This window comes from Acinetobacter sp. Ac8 (assembly GCF_055392545.1).
This window is the reverse complement of record NZ_AP043689.1, coordinates 2228730-2245723: the sequence shown is the minus strand read 5'-3', so window position 1 is coordinate 2245723 and position 16994 is coordinate 2228730. Positions and strand designations below refer to the sequence as shown.

18 protein-coding genes are annotated in these 16994 nt (G+C 38.1%); 8 read left to right on the top strand and 10 right to left on the bottom strand.

Annotated features, from left to right (window positions below):
• Positions 1-83: 83 nt before the first annotated feature.
• Positions 84-356 carry an HU family DNA-binding protein gene (locus ACZ5QH_RS10505; protein WP_004720620.1) on the bottom strand — a complete coding sequence of 91 codons (273 nt, stop codon included), beginning with the start codon at positions 354-356 and terminating at the stop codon, positions 84-86.
• Positions 357-516: 160 nt separating this feature from the next.
• Positions 517-1002, bottom strand: coding sequence for a phasin family protein (locus ACZ5QH_RS10500; protein ID WP_004821389.1), 486 nt, complete (start codon positions 1000-1002; stop codon positions 517-519).
• 268 nt (positions 1003-1270) lie between these two features.
• Here ACZ5QH_RS10500 and ACZ5QH_RS10495 point away from each other — a divergent pair, with 268 nt between their 5' ends.
• The 8 genes from ACZ5QH_RS10495 (at position 1271) to fdx (ending at position 7525) form a co-directional block, all read left to right on the top strand.
• On the top strand, positions 1271-1924 hold the full coding sequence (locus ACZ5QH_RS10495; protein WP_004720623.1) for a hypothetical protein: 654 nt from the start codon (positions 1271-1273) through the stop codon (positions 1922-1924).
• Between the two features lie 150 nt (positions 1925-2074).
• Positions 2075-2548, top strand: a complete 474-nt coding sequence (locus ACZ5QH_RS10490) for an Rrf2 family transcriptional regulator (RefSeq protein ID WP_004720625.1) — start codon at positions 2075-2077, stop codon at positions 2546-2548.
• 1 nt (position 2549) lies between these two features.
• A complete protein-coding gene (locus ACZ5QH_RS10485) occupies positions 2550-3767 on the top strand; it encodes an IscS subfamily cysteine desulfurase (RefSeq protein WP_004720627.1) in 1218 nt (405 codons plus the stop codon).
• Positions 3768-3877: 110 nt separating this feature from the next.
• Positions 3878-4264 (top strand): Fe-S cluster assembly scaffold IscU, encoded by a 387-nt coding sequence (gene iscU / locus ACZ5QH_RS10480; protein ID WP_004720629.1) that lies wholly within the window; start codon positions 3878-3880, stop codon positions 4262-4264.
• Between the two features lie 45 nt (positions 4265-4309).
• Complete coding sequence (gene iscA, locus ACZ5QH_RS10475) at positions 4310-4630, top strand: iron-sulfur cluster assembly protein IscA (protein WP_034610390.1); 321 nt, start codon at positions 4310-4312, stop codon at positions 4628-4630.
• Between the two features lie 100 nt (positions 4631-4730).
• The gene (hscB, locus tag ACZ5QH_RS10470) at positions 4731-5246 is read left to right on the top strand and encodes a Fe-S protein assembly co-chaperone HscB (RefSeq protein ID WP_004720634.1); all 516 of its coding nucleotides are present in this window, start codon (positions 4731-4733) and stop codon (positions 5244-5246) included.
• A gap of 65 nt (positions 5247-5311) precedes the next feature.
• A complete protein-coding gene (gene hscA, locus ACZ5QH_RS10465; protein WP_303576144.1) occupies positions 5312-7171 on the top strand; it encodes a Fe-S protein assembly chaperone HscA in 1860 nt (619 codons plus the stop codon).
• A gap of 15 nt (positions 7172-7186) precedes the next feature.
• A complete protein-coding gene (gene fdx, locus ACZ5QH_RS10460; protein ID WP_004821379.1) occupies positions 7187-7525 on the top strand; it encodes an ISC system 2Fe-2S type ferredoxin in 339 nt (112 codons plus the stop codon).
• A gap of 75 nt (positions 7526-7600) precedes the next feature.
• Here fdx and ACZ5QH_RS10455 read toward each other — a convergent pair whose 3' ends face one another.
• The 8 genes from ACZ5QH_RS10455 to rraA all read right to left on the bottom strand — a co-directional run bounded on the left by ACZ5QH_RS10455 (position 7601) and on the right by rraA (position 16987).
• On the bottom strand, positions 7601-9049 hold the full coding sequence (locus ACZ5QH_RS10455; RefSeq protein ID WP_004720640.1) for an adenylate/guanylate cyclase domain-containing protein: 1449 nt from the start codon (positions 9047-9049) through the stop codon (positions 7601-7603).
• A 54-nt stretch (positions 9050-9103) separates the two neighbouring features.
• Positions 9104-9538, bottom strand: coding sequence for an HIT domain-containing protein (locus tag ACZ5QH_RS10450; protein WP_004720642.1), 435 nt, complete (start codon positions 9536-9538; stop codon positions 9104-9106).
• 229 nt (positions 9539-9767) lie between these two features.
• The gene (gene mfd, locus ACZ5QH_RS10445; protein ID WP_303576231.1) at positions 9768-13229 is read right to left on the bottom strand and encodes a transcription-repair coupling factor; all 3462 of its coding nucleotides are present in this window, start codon (positions 13227-13229) and stop codon (positions 9768-9770) included.
• A gap of 296 nt (positions 13230-13525) precedes the next feature.
• Positions 13526-13882, bottom strand: coding sequence for a hypothetical protein (locus tag ACZ5QH_RS10440; protein WP_303576145.1), 357 nt, complete (start codon positions 13880-13882; stop codon positions 13526-13528).
• A gap of 106 nt (positions 13883-13988) precedes the next feature.
• A complete protein-coding gene (locus ACZ5QH_RS10435; RefSeq protein WP_303576146.1) occupies positions 13989-14930 on the bottom strand; it encodes a Dyp-type peroxidase in 942 nt (313 codons plus the stop codon).
• Positions 14931-15112: 182 nt separating this feature from the next.
• Complete coding sequence (locus ACZ5QH_RS10430) at positions 15113-15496, bottom strand: DUF6678 family protein (protein ID WP_464016801.1); 384 nt, start codon at positions 15494-15496, stop codon at positions 15113-15115.
• 150 nt (positions 15497-15646) lie between these two features.
• Positions 15647-16432 (bottom strand): glutathione S-transferase N-terminal domain-containing protein, encoded by a 786-nt coding sequence (locus ACZ5QH_RS10425; RefSeq protein ID WP_303576148.1) that lies wholly within the window; start codon positions 16430-16432, stop codon positions 15647-15649.
• Between the two features lie 42 nt (positions 16433-16474).
• The gene (gene rraA, locus ACZ5QH_RS10420) at positions 16475-16987 is read right to left on the bottom strand and encodes a ribonuclease E activity regulator RraA (RefSeq protein ID WP_303576149.1); all 513 of its coding nucleotides are present in this window, start codon (positions 16985-16987) and stop codon (positions 16475-16477) included.
• Positions 16988-16994 lie beyond the last annotated feature (7 nt).

Sequence of the window (16994 nt, the reverse complement as noted above, 5' to 3'; positions counted from 1 at the left end):
AAATGAATGAACGAGCAATCACTGATAATTTAATATATTTCATAAAAAACGCGCCACAAAGGCGCGCTTTTAACAAGCTCAGATTAAGCTACTGAGTCTTTTAAGCCTTTACCAGCTTTAAAGCTAGGTACTTTGCTTGCTTTAATCTGAAGCTCTTCACCAGTTTTAGGGTTACGACCAGTACGAGCAGCACGGTCTTTAACACTGAATGTGCCAAAGCCGACTAAAGTCACTGTGTCGCCTTTTTTAAGCGCTTCACCAATTGAAGCAATAGTCGCATCTAATGCTTTACCAGCATCAGACTTTGACAATCCCCCTTTTTCTGCAATCGCATCGATTAATTCTGATTTATTCATGAAGATTACGTCCTCTTATATCGTTTGTTTAAGTTCCAAGGCTGTAGATCAAAGGCCATGACGACTTTATAGCAATGCTTTGGGGGGAAACGCAAGACTCCAAACACGCTTTTCACAAAAATTACGACTAAAATTTACGATTTTTTTGGATTAATGGTAATTATTTCATTTTTTTTAGCAATTGGTCGCGTAAGTTTTGGTTCTCTTCAGCCAATGCATCGACCTTATTGTGGAGTTGCAGGATTAGGTTTTCCAAATGCTGAAGATCTTTAGCAGTCACTAAACCAATTCTGTTTAATGAATGATTTACACGCTGATCTAAAAGTTTTTCAACCTTGTCTTTGGTTTCTGCAACTGACTCTTTGGTTTTTTCAGTGACTTTATTGACTGTCTGATCTGTGACTTCAACTGTCTTGGATTCAAGCTCCTCACCCACCTTGACTAAAGAATCAAAGAGTTTATTGCCTTCTTCTTCGGCTCTGGAGAACGCTCCCAACCCTGCCAACCAGATTTGTTTTGTATATTTTCTGAAATCTAATGCTGACTTTTTATGATTTCTAGGCTTTATTTGAGATTCATCAAACTCATTTTGATCTTCATAAAGATCCGTTTGTTCTTTGTTGCTCTTTTTCATATCTTGCTCCATTTACCCCAAACTCCAGCGTGTAATGACCTATATGACCAAATTATGTAGAAAATATTGCTATATTATCAAATAAAACTATTGAACCTTTTGCTAAACTGTTCTACAAAGCAAAGTAATTGTTTTAATGTTAAGGAACACTTGGCAATTCGACAATGGTTATTAAGATAATTTTTATATCATTGTTGAAATATTGTGTTTCCAGTCATGGATGAGATTGTTTCAAATTTATTTAGAGATCGGACTCTCTGTTTTGCTATAGGAATTTTTTATGAATGAATCGCAACAAAAGCAAGGTCATTCTCGTTTGTTGCTAAACATTGTCATGATTATATTGGAAACCATTTATTCTTTCGTATTAAAACATGATCGTGTTGTTCGCTTACAGGCAAAAAAATTCGTCGGACAGCAGATTACAATTAAAATGAATAGTTATATTCCTTATTTTGACTTTTATGTTCAATTTACAGATCGTGGTATTCTTTTTGATTTACAGCCTCCAGAAAAAGCCATTGACCTTTCTGTGAGTAGCACACTCATCGATTTCATCCAAATTTTTGTCTTTGCTAATCGTCGTAGCATGAAAAAAATGCGTCTGGAAGGCGATAACCTGCTCAAGGAACAGTTCCGTGATCTAGTTGTACACTTAACTGCCCCTAAATTGCTTTCAGACTGGAAGCAATGGTTAACCAATCCAGATGATGACAGCCAGACTAAAGCATCAAAAAAACGCATTGCCCCTTTGCTTGAAAAGATTGATCAGCAACGCTCTAAGATCAACACACTCCAAGTTGAAGTGAAACAATATCAAAATCGTGTTAAACGCTTGCAGCTCAATCAACAACGTTTATATACGGCTTTAGGCGTATTGGGCTTTCTATTTATGGCATTAGTCGTGTATAATCTTTGGCAAATATTTTCATAAAACTTGAACAAAAATTGAATTTTTCCTGTAATTTTTGTTCAAATAATAAATTCTGACTAAATTAGTCAGAATTAAACTTAAAAATACTTGACTATTTTAGTCAGGATTCATAAAATTCATACATCTAGTCTAAAACATGTGTATCGAATCATGCGCCTAACTACTCGCGGTCGCTATGCAGTGACTGCACTACTTGACTTAGCATTGCAGCCACCTGAACAAACGATTACGCTTGCAGAAATTGCAACCCGCCAAACGATATCTGTCGCTTATCTTGAACAATTGTTCGCTAAACTTAAACGTCATGGCTTAGTTTCAAGTGTTCGTGGAGCAAATGGCGGTTATCACTTAGCGCGCCATGCTGAAGAAATTACTGTCTTAGAAATTATTGAAGCTGTAAATGAAACTGTTGATGCGACTCGTTGTGACCACAAAGGCAACTGCCAAAATGGTGCAATGTGTTTAACTCACGATTTATGGCAAGAACTCTCTCTCCATATTGCCGATTATTTAGCTAAAATCACCCTTGCGGATTTAGTAGCTCGTGACAACGTACAAACCGTTGCGGTTCGCCAAAATTCAGCACCTCTTGATTCAGCCCTTTTATCGGTTACAGGTATTTGACATGAAACGTCCGATTTATCTTGACTATGCAGCAACTACGCCTGTTGATCCTCAAGTAGCAGAACGCATGATGGAGTGTTTAACCTTTGATGGTACATTCGGTAATGCTGCTTCTCGCTCACATGCTTATGGATGGCAAGCTGAAGAAAAAGTTGAATATGCACGTGAACAAGTCGCAAATTTAGTAAAAGCTGATCCACGCGAAATTGTCTGGACTTCTGGTGCTACTGAATCTGATAACCTTGCCCTTAAAGGTGTTGCTCAGTTTTACGGTTCTAAACGCAAACACATCATCACAAGTAAAATTGAACATAAAGCAATTTTAGATACTTGTCGTGAATTAGAAGAAGAAGGTTTTGAGATTACCTATCTTGAACCTGAACCTAAAACTGGTTTAATTACCCCAGAAATGGTTCAAGCTGAACTTCGTCCAGATACGCTACTTGTTTCATTGATGATGGTGAACAATGAAATTGGTACTGTGACAGATGTTGCTGCAATTGGTGAGTTAACACGTGCCAATAAAACCTATTTCCATGTAGATGCTGCACAAGCTGCAGGTAAAGTTGAAATCGATCTTTCTACCATGAAAGTTGATTTGATGAGCTTCTCAGGTCATAAGGTTTATGGACCTAAAGGCATTGGTGCTTTATTTGTACGCCGTAGCCCACGTGTTCGTATCAAAGCACAAATTCATGGCGGTGGTCATGAACGTGGTATGCGCTCAGGTACACTTGCAACCCATCAAATCGTCGGTATGGGTGAAGCATTTGAACTTGCTGGCAAATCTTTACAAGCTGAACAAACACGTTTACGTGTACTCCGTGACAAACTCTGGAATGGTTTACAAGATTTAGAACAAGTCTTCTTAAATGGCCACCCTGTATACAATGTTGCAAACTACTTAAATGTTAGTTTCAACTTTGTTGAAGGTGAATCATTGATGATGGCGTTAAAAGATGCTGCTGTATCTTCTGGTTCAGCATGTACATCTGCAACACTTGAACCTTCTTACGTACTTCGTGCCCTCGGTCTTTCTGACGAGTTAGCACATAGTTCAATTCGTTTTAGCTTTGGTCACTATACGACTGAAGAAGACATTGATCATGTAATTAAGATTACTAAAGCTGCTGTTGAGAAATTGCGTGAACTTTCTCCGCTTTGGGATATGTACAAAGAAGGGATCGACTTAAATTCAGTTGAATGGGCTGAACACTAAGTTCCTTGAAATCAAAACGCGGCATTTTATTGAAAATCAGTAAAATGCCACCAAATTAGATTGTAGAAATACATATTATCAACGCTGACCCCGAGGTTTGGAGAAGCAACATGGCTTATAGCGAAAAAGTAATAGATCATTACGAAAATCCTCGTAATGTTGGTGTTTTGGATAAAAATGCAGAAAATGTTGGTACAGGTATGGTGGGTGCACCTGCATGTGGCGATGTAATGCGTTTACAAATCCAAGTGAATGACAGTGGTGTAATTGAAGAAGCTCGCTTTAAGACTTATGGCTGTGGCTCTGCAATTGCGTCTAGCTCACTCGTAACCGAATGGTTAAAAGGTAAAACGCTTGACGAAGCACAGGCGATTAAGAATATCGACATCGCAACTGAACTTGCACTTCCTCCTGTAAAAGTACACTGTTCTGTACTTGCAGAAGATGCAATTAAAGCTGCTGTTGAAGATTACCGTAGCAAGAAAACTAAAGCCTAATATCTGTTCGTCAAATTTAGCAGATGATTTTTTAACGGAGTTTTCATGATCAATCTAACTGAAAATGCTGCAACTCATATCAGCAATTACTTAAAGAATCGCGGTAAGGGTGAAGGTATTCGTCTTGGTGTGAAAACTTCAGGCTGTTCTGGCTTAGCTTATGTACTTGAGTTTGTTGATGATATTGACACTCATGATCAAATGTTCGAGCAGTTTGGTGTAAAAGTTTTTGTAGATCCAAAAAGTTTGGTTTATCTCGATGGTATGGAAATGGACTATGTTAAAAATGGTCTCAATGAAGGCTTCGAGTTCAATAACCCAAATAAAAAAGGTGAATGTGGCTGCGGTGAATCTTTCACTGTATAATCTGCCCTGCTTTTTCTCATGTTAAAACAGTGTCTTGCACTGTTTTAATCACATTTAATTACACCGTTTTCCTGTAAAACATCGTGGATGAGTATCTCCCATGAGTCATTTTGAGTTGTTCGATCTCCCGGAAGCACTCGATATTGATTTAGCGACATTAAAAGCTAATTTCCTAAAACTACAACAGCAATATCATCCTGATAAAGCTGAAGATAAAGACAAAGCTTTGATTAAATCAAGTGAGATTAATCAGGCATATAAAGCTTTATCCAATGTAGACAGTCGTGCTGCTTATCTACTGTCACTCAAAAAGCAAGATCATCACTTAGATCAATCAATTAGTGATTTTGAGTTCTTACAATCTGCTTTAGAAATTCGTGAGCAGCTTGATGAAGCAACCAATACTGAACAATTGCATTCTTTAAAAAAAGAAGTCCAACAATGGATTGATGGCTTAGTTCGTGAATTCAAAATTGATTTTGAGGATGAAGATTGGGCTGAAGCACGTGACACTGTGCGCAAGTTACGATTCTTTCAAAAAGTCATGAATGATATTGATAAAGCCGAAGATCAGCTTTTAGATGATGAAGATTTTAGTTTAGATGATGATTTCTAAATTTTAACTTTCATTATATGTTTTACCCGAATTTGTTTTTAGTTTTTATTTTAAGGATGTGACAAATGGCACTCTTGCAAATTGCTGAACCAGGACAATCAAGTGCGCCACACGAACACCGTATTGCGATTGGTATCGACTTAGGGACAACCCATTCTCTTGTTGCTACGGTATTATCAGGCAAAGCCAAAGTACTGAACGATGAGCAAGGTCGCGTGTTACTTCCTTCTATTGTACATTATTCTAAAAATTCAACCGAATATGGCGATGCAGCAAAACCGTTTATTACTGCTGACCCTAAAAATACCATAGTTTCTGTTAAGCGCTTTATGGGTCGTTCTAAAGCAGATGTTAAATTTCAACACCCTTACACGCTTGCGGGTGCTGACAATGAAATGCCAGCATTTGAAACAGCGCAAGGTCGTAAAACACCCGTAGAAATCTCCGCAGAAATTTTAAAACAACTGAAAGATCGCGCTGAACAAAGCTTAAGCAATCCGGTGAATGGCGCTGTGATTACGGTTCCAGCCTACTTTGATGAAGCGCAACGCCAAGCCACACGTGATGCAGCTGAACTCGCGGGTTTAAATATATTACGCCTGCTCAACGAACCTACCGCTGCGGCTGTTGCATATGGCTTGGACCAAGAAAGCAATCTAACAACAGACCGCAACTATGTCATTTATGATTTAGGTGGTGGTACATTTGATGTGTCTATTTTGCGTTTTTCTCAAGGTGTGTTTGAAGTTTTAGCCACAGGCGGTCATACCGCACTGGGTGGCGATGACCTAGATCGCCTTATTGTGAAATGGGCAAAAAAACAACTCAATATTGAAACTTTAGATGATGCAGAATATGCACATTTTATCGTTTCTGCGCGCAAAGCCAAAGAAGCACTCAGTGATGCAACCTCTGTTGATATTAAAGTTCTAACACATCATCTCACGCTAGATCGCACAACATTTGAAGAAATCATTCAAGTGGCATTAGATAAGACGATCAATGTGTGTAAACGTGTCATGCGTGATGCAAAACTTGAACTCGATGATATTCAAAATGTAGTTCTTGTTGGTGGTTCAACCCGCTCTTATGCTGTACAGAAAGTGGTGCGTGAAGTATTTAAGCAAGAACCGCTTTGTACCATCAATCCTGATGAAGTTGTGGCGATTGGTGCTGCGATCACTGCAAATCAACTCATTGGAAATTCTAAAGATGGTTCATTACTGTTAGATGTTACCCCGCTGTCACTTGGTCTAGAAACCATGGGTGGTTTGGTTGAACGTTTAATTTCACGTAATACAGCCATTCCTGTTGCACGCCGTCAAGAGTTCACCACCTATCAAGACGGTCAAACGGCCATGCTGATCCATGTCTTGCAAGGCGAACGCGACTTAGTTGAGCATTGCCGCAGCTTAGGCCGTTTTGTATTACATGGTATCCCACCAATGACCGCGGGTCAGGCACGTATTGAAGTCACTTTTCAGGTCGATGCAGATGGCCTGCTTACTGTTTCAGCCAAAGAAACCACATCAGGGGTCAATGCGCAAATCGACATTAAACCTTCTTATGGATTGTCTGAAACCGATACTGAACGTTTGCTTTTAGAAGGTTATAAATTCGCTGAAGAAGATAAAAATCTTCGCCATCTCAATGAAACTAAAGTTGAAGCACAGCGTGAACTTGAAGCCTTAACACAGGCATTAAAGGTTGACTCCAATCTGCTCAGTACTGAACAACTGACTGCACTCACCCAAGCCGCTGAAGCCTTAAAAGCTCAGCTTGAAACAAACGATATCAAATCGATTGAGCATGCTGTTGAACAGTTAAAAACTTATAGCGATGCCTTTGCTGCAGAACGTATGAATCAACACATTGATCATGCACTGAAAGGCACCAAACTTGATGATTGGTCTAACTCAAACTAATTTAAGGTAACGACTATGCCACGTATTAAAGTACTACCTCATGCAACAATTTGTCCAAATGGTGCTGAGTTTGAAGTTGAACCAAACGCCAATCTGTGCCAAAGCTTGCTCGATAATGGTATTAAAATCGAACATGCCTGTGACATGTCTAAAGCATGTACCACTTGCCATGTGATTGTACGCAAAGGCTTTGATGAGCTCGAAGAGATGGATGATGTTGAAGCAGACTTACTTGATCGTGCTTGGGGCTTAGAACCCGATTCGCGTCTATCTTGCCAAGTTAAAATCACAGACGAAGATATGGAAGTTGAAATTCCAAAGTATACGATTAACCATGCTTCTGAAAACCACTAAGTTGCTTTTCATATAGGCAAAAAACCACTCTTTATGAGTGGTTTTTTAATGGCTTAGGCATTTAATTTAACGACTTTACAAATAATTTGAGTTGACTTCATCTTCAATATTAAGCTTTGCAACGCCTTGAGAGTTGGTAAGTTTTTGCTGAACCTTAATCCGTTCTACCATTTTTTCCAATACTTCAACCAGCTCTGGATATTCAAAGTTTTGCACTTCTTCTAAATTCAGCACCAAATGGAAGCCTTTATACTCATAATCAAACCATTGTTGATTTTCATTCTTGGTCGCTGAATATTTTTCCATCACTTGCCAAGTGCGTACCTTACCTTGAATCCCTTTCAGCTCAATCGGAGTTTTTGGTGCACAGAGATAATCATTTTTAATCAGCTTATAGGTTTCATCTGAAACCAAAATTTCATCAATATCCGCAGCATATTGCAAACGCGCTGCTAAATTGGCATCACGCCCCACAATGGTATACGCCATACGATGCACAGCACCATAGTTCCCAACGTGGCAATAACCGGTACTGACCCCCATACGAATATGTAAAGGTGCATAGCCCATTTTCACCCAACGTTCACGGAGAAATTTCATCTGCTGGCGCATTGCAATGGACATATCAATACAGTTTTTAGCATCCTGCTCCACACCTTGTGAGTCAGGATCACCAAAGAAAATCAGTATTGCATCACCCATAAACTTATCAATGGTTGCACCATATTGTTTGGCAATTTCAGTCATATGACTTAAATAGTCATTTAATACAAATGCCAAATCATCTGGAATCAAAGTTTCTGATAATTCTGTAAATCCTTGAATATCAGAAAAGAAAACCGTCATTTTTTTACGTTTATATTCAATCTTGGCTTCTGTATCACCACGCATGATCGCTTGCCAAAGCTGTAATGGCGCATAACGACTGAGTTGATTTGATAACTCAATATAGCGATTCATTTCATTGAAATAGGTGTTTTTCTTGGTTTCTACACTTTTGATACGGCGATTTTGATAATAATTTCCGATGTTTACAAACAAAATGATGCTAATAAAAGACAGGACTGATAGCTCTGGGCTGGTTTGCTGAAAATAATCATAAAAACCAAAGATAAAAATAATATTGGTATAAAACACAACAAAGGCAACTAAAATTGCCAGAGAGCCCATCATAAAAGAAATTTTGTTATTAATCGCTGTATAGATCAGTGCAAATAACAATACAAAAGTAACCACGAGGCTTAAATGTACAGCAGCCAATGCGGTAGAAACTACGATGACATCAATTAAGAAATAGATATTTTTCCGAATTTTAGAGCCATATGAATATTCTAGCCAGCGCGATAGCTTAGGGCTAACAATAAAAATAAAGCCTATAAAAAAAGGAACATAAAATTGATAATTTGCAATTGGGGAGGTGAAATAATAAACCATGACCACCAAAGCAATAATCAAATACCCCATAAATCGCTGGAATATCTCAAATTGCTTTGGCTCTTTATCTAACATACGTTCAAATGGCAAAATATTTTACCTCGAATGTCATTTTATTAAACACTTCCCTTGTGCTGTTTACACTTAATCCATACGCCAATCGAATGGCATCTCACCTTGACCACGTAACGCCAACATCAGTGTTTGACGCATGTGAGCTAATACTTCATTGCTATAAGGAACTGCTTGCAGGCCAAATACAGGTTTAGGCCAAGCTACATCATTCTGATAACGAACTACATGATGAAAATGTAATTGCGGAACCATATTTCCAAGTGCAGCGACATTCATTTTATCTGCACGAAAAACACGAGAAAGCTGACTAGACAACCAGCTTGATTCACGTAAAAACTGCTCTTGGTCAGCTTGACTTAGTTCATATAACTCAGTGATACCAGGAACACGTGGAATAAGAATCAGCCACGGGAATTGCATATCATTCATTAAACGACATGTTGAAAGCGGAAAATCGCCTACAAAAAAAGTATCTTGAGCAAGTTGTGGATGCAAACTAAACATATCTTTATAAATGACGCAAAATTAAAAGGATGGCTAATACTAACACATCGGTTTTCGTGTGAATATTGGTTATCTTGTGTTTTGGTACAAATAAACACAGTTTGTTTTGAACCTGATCACAATTACACTTTAAAGAATCACAGAATTTTTTCAAGTGATTTACCTGAAAAAATTCATAAGCACTTTTAATCTCAGATTGAGCATTTTTTAAGCTCAAAATCCTGATAAATTAACGCTTTAATTCTGTCAGTAAATTGTTTAACAAATCCTGAATAAACTGAATTCGCTTGTCATTTTCTTCAAGCATCACCATCACTTTTAAACGTTGTCCACCTTCCATACGGAACCAAGTTGGATGCTTCTGCATGAGTTGAATAATACTGATCGCTTGCACAGGTGTATCAGGTGAAAATTCGATCACCCCACCATTAGCCCCAATATCAATTTTGGTAATTTCTAAGGCTTCGGCCTTAACCCGAATTTGATGAACACTAAACAGTTGTTTTACTGGTAATGGCGGCACACCAAAGCGATCAATCAGCTCCATACGGATATTGTCAAGTTTATCCTGAGTATCGGTATTACTAATACGTTTATAGAACATAAGACGCTGATGTACATCACCCAAATATTCATCTGGGATCAAAGCAGGCATATGCAGGGTAATTTCAGAAGTAAGTGAAAGTGGTGTATCAAAATTAGGGGTCTTGCCCTGTTGAATTGCTTTGGTCGCTTTGGCCAACATTTCCATATATAGGCTATAACCAATTGCATTCATTGAACCACTTTGTTGTTCACCCAGTAGCTCACCAGCACCACGAATCTCTAAGTCTTCCGTAGCCAGCATAAAACCAGCGCCAAGATTTGAAGCTCTTTGAATGGCATCTAAACGTTTTTCTGCATCACCTTTAAGGCCTTTAATCGATGGCACCATCAAATATGCATAGGCTTGATGATGGGAACGTCCAACACGACCACGTAATTGATGTAATTGTGCTAGGCCGAGTTTGTCTGCACGTTCAATAATAATCGTATTGGCATTAGGAACATCAATCCCCGTTTCAATAATTGTTGAACAGACCAGCACGTTAAATTCTTTGTGATAGAACTGTTGCATGATTTGCTCAAGTTCACGTTCACGCATTTGACCATGCGCAACCGCGACACGCGCTTCAGGTACAAGTTGACGAATATTTTCCGCAGCGCGTTCTATGGTATCTACTTCATTGTGCAAGATATAAACCTGACCACCACGTAACAATTCTCGCAGAATTGCCTCTTTCATGGTTTCATTGGTTTGTTCATTGACAAAAGTTTTGACAGCTAAACGACGTGCAGGCGGTGTAGCAATAATTGAAAGATCACGCATTCCGCCAAAAGCCATATTCAATGTACGAGGAATTGGTGTTGCAGTTAAGGTTAACATATCAACATCTGCACGCATGGCTTTGATACGCTCTTTATCACGTACCCCAAAACGATGTTCTTCATCAACAATCATTAAACCTAAGTTTTTAAACTGCACATTTTCCTGAAGAATTTTATGTGTGCCGATGACAATATCAACTTTACCATCGATTAAATCATCAATGGTTTTGGTATGACTTTTATTGGTTCCAAAACGCGAAAGTACCTCTATACGAATTGGCCAATCGGCAAAGCGATCTTTAAATGATTCAAAATGTTGTTGCGCCAATAAGGTGGTAGGTACTAAAACAGCCACTTGCCTATTATTTTGAACAGCAACAAATGCCGCGCGCATCGCCACTTCCGTTTTACCAAAGCCAACATCACCACAAACCAATCGATCCATTGGTTTGGCTTGTTGCATATCATATAAGGTCGCTTCGATGGCATTGGCCTGATCCAGTGTTTCCTCATAAGCAAAACCACTGGAAAATTGCATATATGCACTTTGATCCAGCTCAAAGCTAATCCCAGGTTTAGACTGACGGCGTGCTTGAATATGTAATAATTCAGCTGCCACATCATGAATCTGTTCAAGTGCTTTACGTTTTGCTTTATTCCATGCATCTGTACCCAATTTATGTAATGGCGCTAAATCAGGATCACCACCACTAAAACGGCTAATCAGGTGTAAATTGGTCACAGGAACATACACTTTTGCATCATCTGCATAGTTTAATTGCAGAAACTCATAGTCTTGTTCATCAATATTTAAGGTAACTAAACCTGCATAACGCCCAACACCATGATCAATATGCACCACTGGCGCACCAATATTGAGTTCCGTTAGACTTCGGATCAGAAACTCTTCTGAAACCTCTTGTTGACGTTTTCTACGGCGCTGTACCACTCTATGTTCATACAGTTGGTTTTCAGAAATAACTGATAGATCATTGCTAATGACCAATCCGCGATCCAAAGACGCATTGGTAATCGCCACAGAGAAATTAGATTGTTGAAATACATCAAAACTTTCAACAACTGGAATTTCACCTAAACTTGCACGTAAAGCATCTTTTAAAGTTTCACGGCGTCCAGCACTTTCAGCCACTAGTAATACAGGATGATTGGCCTCATCCACATACTGCTTTACTGCTTTAAATGGTTGGTCTTGTTTAGGGTCTACAGGCAATCGTGGTGGTAATTCAACCGACAAATTGATACAGCCTGCTTTTAATTCAATGGCTTCTGTTGAGGCAATAATTCTTGAAAATTGATTTAAATACTCAAACAGTTGATTCGGTTGTATAAAAATTTCTTCAGGTGGTAATAGCGGTTGATCAGCATTATGACGTCGGTCTTCGTAACGACGCATCACATCTGTCCAAAAACTCAACAATCCTTCGTCAATGTGCTTATCTGTAATGACAATCGCATTGCTTGGTAAGTACGATACCAAACAACTTTGTGTTTGCATGGCTTGTTGCGAAAAGAATAATGGGAAGTAGAAATCTAATCCTGGAGAAGCAATACCTTCTAACACATCTTGATAAATTGGGTTTTTCTTGGGATTTGCAGTTGGAAAACTTTCTGCATAACGATCACGAAATGTTGAACGCGCTTCTTTTAACGGAAATTCTTTTGCAGGAAGTACGGTAAAACGCTCTAACTTTGTTGTTGTTCTTTGGGTTTCAGGGTCAAAGAATTTTAAACTGTCTATTTCATCATCAAATAAATCAATACGAATAGGTGCATTTTGCCCAGAAGCATAAATGTCCATGATGCTACCACGTACCGCAAACTCACCATGGTCATAAACGGTATCAACCAGATGATAACCCGCCTGAACCAGTTTTAATTTTTGTTGTTCTAATGCAAATTTCTGACCAACGCGGATATCAAAATGCTCACCCAACACCCATGATGTAGGGGCAACACGTTGTGCCAAGGTGGTTGCAGAGACCAATAAAATACCTTTTTGTGGCATATTGGAAAGTATCGACAGTCTTTCAGAGACAATATCTTGGTGCGGAGATAAACGATCATATGGCAATATCTCCCAGTCTGGAAATATTGTTGGTTTTACTCCATAAAATTCTAATTCACTTTCCAACTGTCCCAAGTGCTGATTATTTTTTGCAACCAATACAAAGAGCTGATCCGATTTCTCTGCGATCTCCTTAAACAATAAGGCTGCAGATGAACCGAGCATTGTGCCAATCCAACGTTTTTCGCCTGCTTTCAGTTGTTTTAAATTGAGGTCAGAGATTTCTTGTTTAAACATAATCGCATAGGGTCTAAAAGACATGAGCAATAGTTTAACATGATGACTTTATTCAGTTGAGTGATTTTGTTTATTCTATTTATCTGTGCAGTGACTCAACAGCAGCATTTTCTTCATCAGGATAGAATTCACATCAACCTCAAGACAATCTCACAGGATCATAGACCTGTGGAAGCTCTTGCAAATGAATTGAGAATAGTCATTTGTATAACAGAGAAAAATCTAAGCAACATCACACATTATTCTTTAGTGAAATATTCTGATTCCACTAAATGTTATCCATGCCTTAAGTTGATTTATTTTTCTCGTTTAAACGCTTTATAATAATCATTGAGTTTTCGAATAATTTCTTTAAATTGTTTTAAATTTTCTTCTGTATTGCCAAGTCGTTGCACATAGTTGTTTGTCGCGATTTCTAAATCAATCTTTTCATTGATCAAAATTGTTTTATAGAACAAGGCCTTTAAATCATCAAAATTATTGAGTTTTCGGTTAGAAAAGTATTCCAGCCGTTCAGATAACTCACGATTTAAAACAATATCATCTACAATAAAACCCTGCTCAGCATCAATTTGAATATTATTTTCTTGTAGAAAAACTTGTTCAGGACCGTTTTTATTACCCTTAAATAATGCTGTAATTTTATCAAACATCACTAAAACTCAATCAAATCAGAGACTCATCATAACAAAGATGACAAAATTTCGCAGTAAAAGGCCGTTTTAAAACGACCATTTACCTGAACATAAACCATCAGCGTTATTCGTCACCCAAATCATCTAAGAAATCGACAGTAGGCACAAAGAATAAGGCTCCTGTCACTGCTGTACTAAAATCTAATAAACGATCTAAATTACCCTCTTCATCACCTTGAAACATATGCTCTAACATTTGTCGGGTCACACTAAATTTGCGTGCATAACCAATAAAGAAAGTGCCATATTCATTTTTAGATGGATTTGAAAACGGCATATTTGCACGCATGATTTTAATTTCATTGCCATCTGCATCATGTGCCTTACTCACTACATTGTGTGCTGTTTTAGGCTTTACATCATCACTCAACTCAACATCATTAAACTTTTTACGTCCGATGACTTTTTCTTGTTCTTCATCACTGAGCTCACGCCACTTGTCCATATCATGCATATATTTTTGAATAAATGCATAACTGCCACCTTTAAAGTCTGGATCTTCACCACCCACCAGTGCATATTCAGCTGCAATTTCAGGCTCTGGGTTTTCTGTCCCATCAACAAAGCCAATAATCGCTCTACCGTCAAAATATCGAAAACCATTCACTTCATCCACTGGATAACTTACGGCTTTTAATTGCGTATTGATCATATCTGCCATTTCAAAACACAACGCTTGACGATCAGCACGAATATGGAAAAACAAATCGCCTTCTGTTGAAACAGCCGTATATTTTGGCCCTTTAATTTCTTTAAACTGTTCTAATTCTTGTGGTTTAGCCTGATCAGGAAATAAACGTTCCCACGCATTTGCCCCAAATCCCATAACCGCACTAAATTGTGCATCTGGATAACGGTTGGTTAAACTACGTGTTAATGCTGAAAAATTTGCTGCAAAATCGATTACTGTATCTATTACTTCAGCCCCAAGCCTTAATCCTAAAACAATAAATAAGGCATTTTCCCCTGGACGATTCATAACAGGTTGAATTCGAGTTGAAGTCATAATTTATCTCAAAATATTCTATTGGTTACAATCTAACATAGGCTGTTTTAAAGCTTAAGTTTTTATCGTTAACAATCCACTAATTCACAATATTTATATGGATACAAATGTTGCGAAAAATGATTAAAGCAATCAGTTTTGACTGATTTGTTCAGACACCTCTATTGTGATTTTTTTTAAAATTACTTTGAGTAATAAGCATAAATTTTAAAACAACTGTTTTTTTCATCAAACATAATATTCAAATGCTGCAACAAAGTACGAAATTGATCTGTTTGATCTAAAATCAAATCACTGATCAATCGTCCTCTCGGTTTGCTCAGCATAGGCTTTACAATTAAATATTCAATTGCAATAAATACAGGCATAGCATCGTGATAGAAAGGATGCCAATCACCCAAATACCACGGAATTTTCTTCACAAATTGATCTTCAGCTTGTAGATCTTTATTTTCAGTCACCAATTTGACAATAAATGCAGGTGGAAAATCCAAGTCTGTCATTGCATGCAGAAGTTTGAGCCATTTTGAATCACTCATACAAGATACCAACTGCCGTTGATGCACGACCTGCTGAATTTTCAAAATATACTTTATATAGCCTTGGTCAGTCTTTAAAGTATTTATATGATTTCGATATTCAAGATAGTTTTCTTGTAAACCCACATTTATCCTTCAGTTAAAAGCACCTATGTTAGGTGCTTTTAACACATAGAGTTAACCATATTGTTTCTGTAAATAAGATACGATTGCTGCTGACTCAAAGAGTTTTTCACCTGTATTTGGATCTTCTAAATAAGGCACTTGAATGTCTTGCTTTGCGCGGCCCATAACTGGAATAATTTTTTCACGTTTGCCACCGACCATAGGAACATATTTACCGGGTTTTAAACGTAAAACTGCTGGGCCTAGATCTTGCCAACACTCTTTAGCCACATTATGAAAAATAAATGGAATTTCTAATTCAGTTAACACAGCACGTACAACACGTGTATAAGGACTTGCTTCAAACCCCCATAATTCCAATAATTGCGCTGGACTTGCACGATCAACAATTTTTTTATTAACCCAAACCCCGCGTGCACCATTAATAATGGTTCCCACCATAGCAACCGTTGGGTATTTAGGATAATGAGAATATTTCTTTGGTGTTTTGCCTGTTTTACCATAATGCTTAAATAAGTAATCAACAATCTTTTGCGATTCGTACATTGCTGTTCCCGTATTTTCATCAATGAAATACGGAAAACGTAATTTCCCCCCTTTTTCTTTTACAACCCGACGATATTTAGTCCCACCTTTAGGGCATGGATAGACTTCATAATCCAAATTGAGCAAGGTCATTACTTCTCGTACACGGCGGCAAAATGGTGAACCTTCAAACTCATATAACTTTAAAGCCTTTTCTGGCTGGTTTGGAAACGGAGTTCCTGTTACACCACGGCCTCCCTCAGTCAGTGATGAAGCCAAAGCTTGTACAACTTTAATTTGATGATGCACCATTTCATACCCCCTAGATGATTGTTTTCGCTTAAATAAAGCTTTTTATAAATCCACTAATTTTTCTTTTGAAACCATAATGCCATTGTTATCTGCATAGATATATTCACCAGAATTGAAAGTGACACTACCAAAATACACAGGAATATCGACCTCACCTATGCCTTTACGATTGCTTTTTTGTGGAATTGAAGCCAATGCATGGACACCTAGATCAAGTTCAACTAGTGCATCTACATCACGTACACAGCCGTAAATCACTACACCATTCCAGTGATGCTTAACCGCTGACTCTGCAATCATGTCACCCATCAAGGCACAACGCATGGATGCTCCACCATCGACAACCAAAACCTTGCCTGTTCCATCTGTAGCAAGTAACTCTTTCACTCTTGAGTTATCTTCAAAACACTTGACTGTCACGATTTGACCACCAAAGGTTTTACGCGCCCCATAACTTCTAAAAAACTTGCCATCTAGAGATGGAATCAAGGTTTGGATGTCTTGATCTGGATGATCATCTAATAAATCACAAGTTACAAAAGGTACTGTAGTCACGTTATCA

Excerpts from the sequence above, each read along its gene's own strand:
- ACZ5QH_RS10485 (WP_004720627.1), top strand. The coding sequence starts at position 2,550 with ATGAAACGTCCGATTTATCTTGACTATGCAGCAACTACGCCTGTTGAT.
- fdx (WP_004821379.1), top strand. The coding sequence starts at position 7,187 with ATGCCACGTATTAAAGTACTACCTCATGCAACAATTTGTCCAAATGGT.
- ACZ5QH_RS10505 (WP_004720620.1), bottom strand. The coding sequence starts at position 356 with ATGAATAAATCAGAATTAATCGATGCGATTGCAGAAAAAGGGGGATTG.
- ACZ5QH_RS10500 (WP_004821389.1), bottom strand. The coding sequence starts at position 1,002 with ATGGAGCAAGATATGAAAAAGAGCAACAAAGAACAAACGGATCTTTAT.
- ACZ5QH_RS10440 (WP_303576145.1), bottom strand. The coding sequence starts at position 13,882 with ATGTTTGATAAAATTACAGCATTATTTAAGGGTAATAAAAACGGTCCT.
- mfd (WP_303576231.1), bottom strand. The coding sequence starts at position 13,229 with ATGTTTAAACAAGAAATCTCTGACCTCAATTTAAAACAACTGAAAGCA.
- hscA (WP_303576144.1), top strand. The coding sequence starts at position 5,312 with ATGGCACTCTTGCAAATTGCTGAACCAGGACAATCAAGTGCGCCACAC.
- ACZ5QH_RS10435 (WP_303576146.1), bottom strand. The coding sequence starts at position 14,930 with ATGACTTCAACTCGAATTCAACCTGTTATGAATCGTCCAGGGGAAAAT.
- ACZ5QH_RS10490 (WP_004720625.1), top strand. The coding sequence starts at position 2,075 with ATGCGCCTAACTACTCGCGGTCGCTATGCAGTGACTGCACTACTTGAC.
- hscB (WP_004720634.1), top strand. The coding sequence starts at position 4,731 with ATGAGTCATTTTGAGTTGTTCGATCTCCCGGAAGCACTCGATATTGAT.
- ACZ5QH_RS10450 (WP_004720642.1), bottom strand. The coding sequence starts at position 9,538 with ATGTTTAGTTTGCATCCACAACTTGCTCAAGATACTTTTTTTGTAGGC.
- iscU (WP_004720629.1), top strand. The coding sequence starts at position 3,878 with ATGGCTTATAGCGAAAAAGTAATAGATCATTACGAAAATCCTCGTAAT.
- ACZ5QH_RS10425 (WP_303576148.1), bottom strand. The coding sequence starts at position 16,432 with ATGGTGCATCATCAAATTAAAGTTGTACAAGCTTTGGCTTCATCACTG.
- iscA (WP_034610390.1), top strand. The coding sequence starts at position 4,310 with ATGATCAATCTAACTGAAAATGCTGCAACTCATATCAGCAATTACTTA.
- ACZ5QH_RS10495 (WP_004720623.1), top strand. The coding sequence starts at position 1,271 with ATGAATGAATCGCAACAAAAGCAAGGTCATTCTCGTTTGTTGCTAAAC.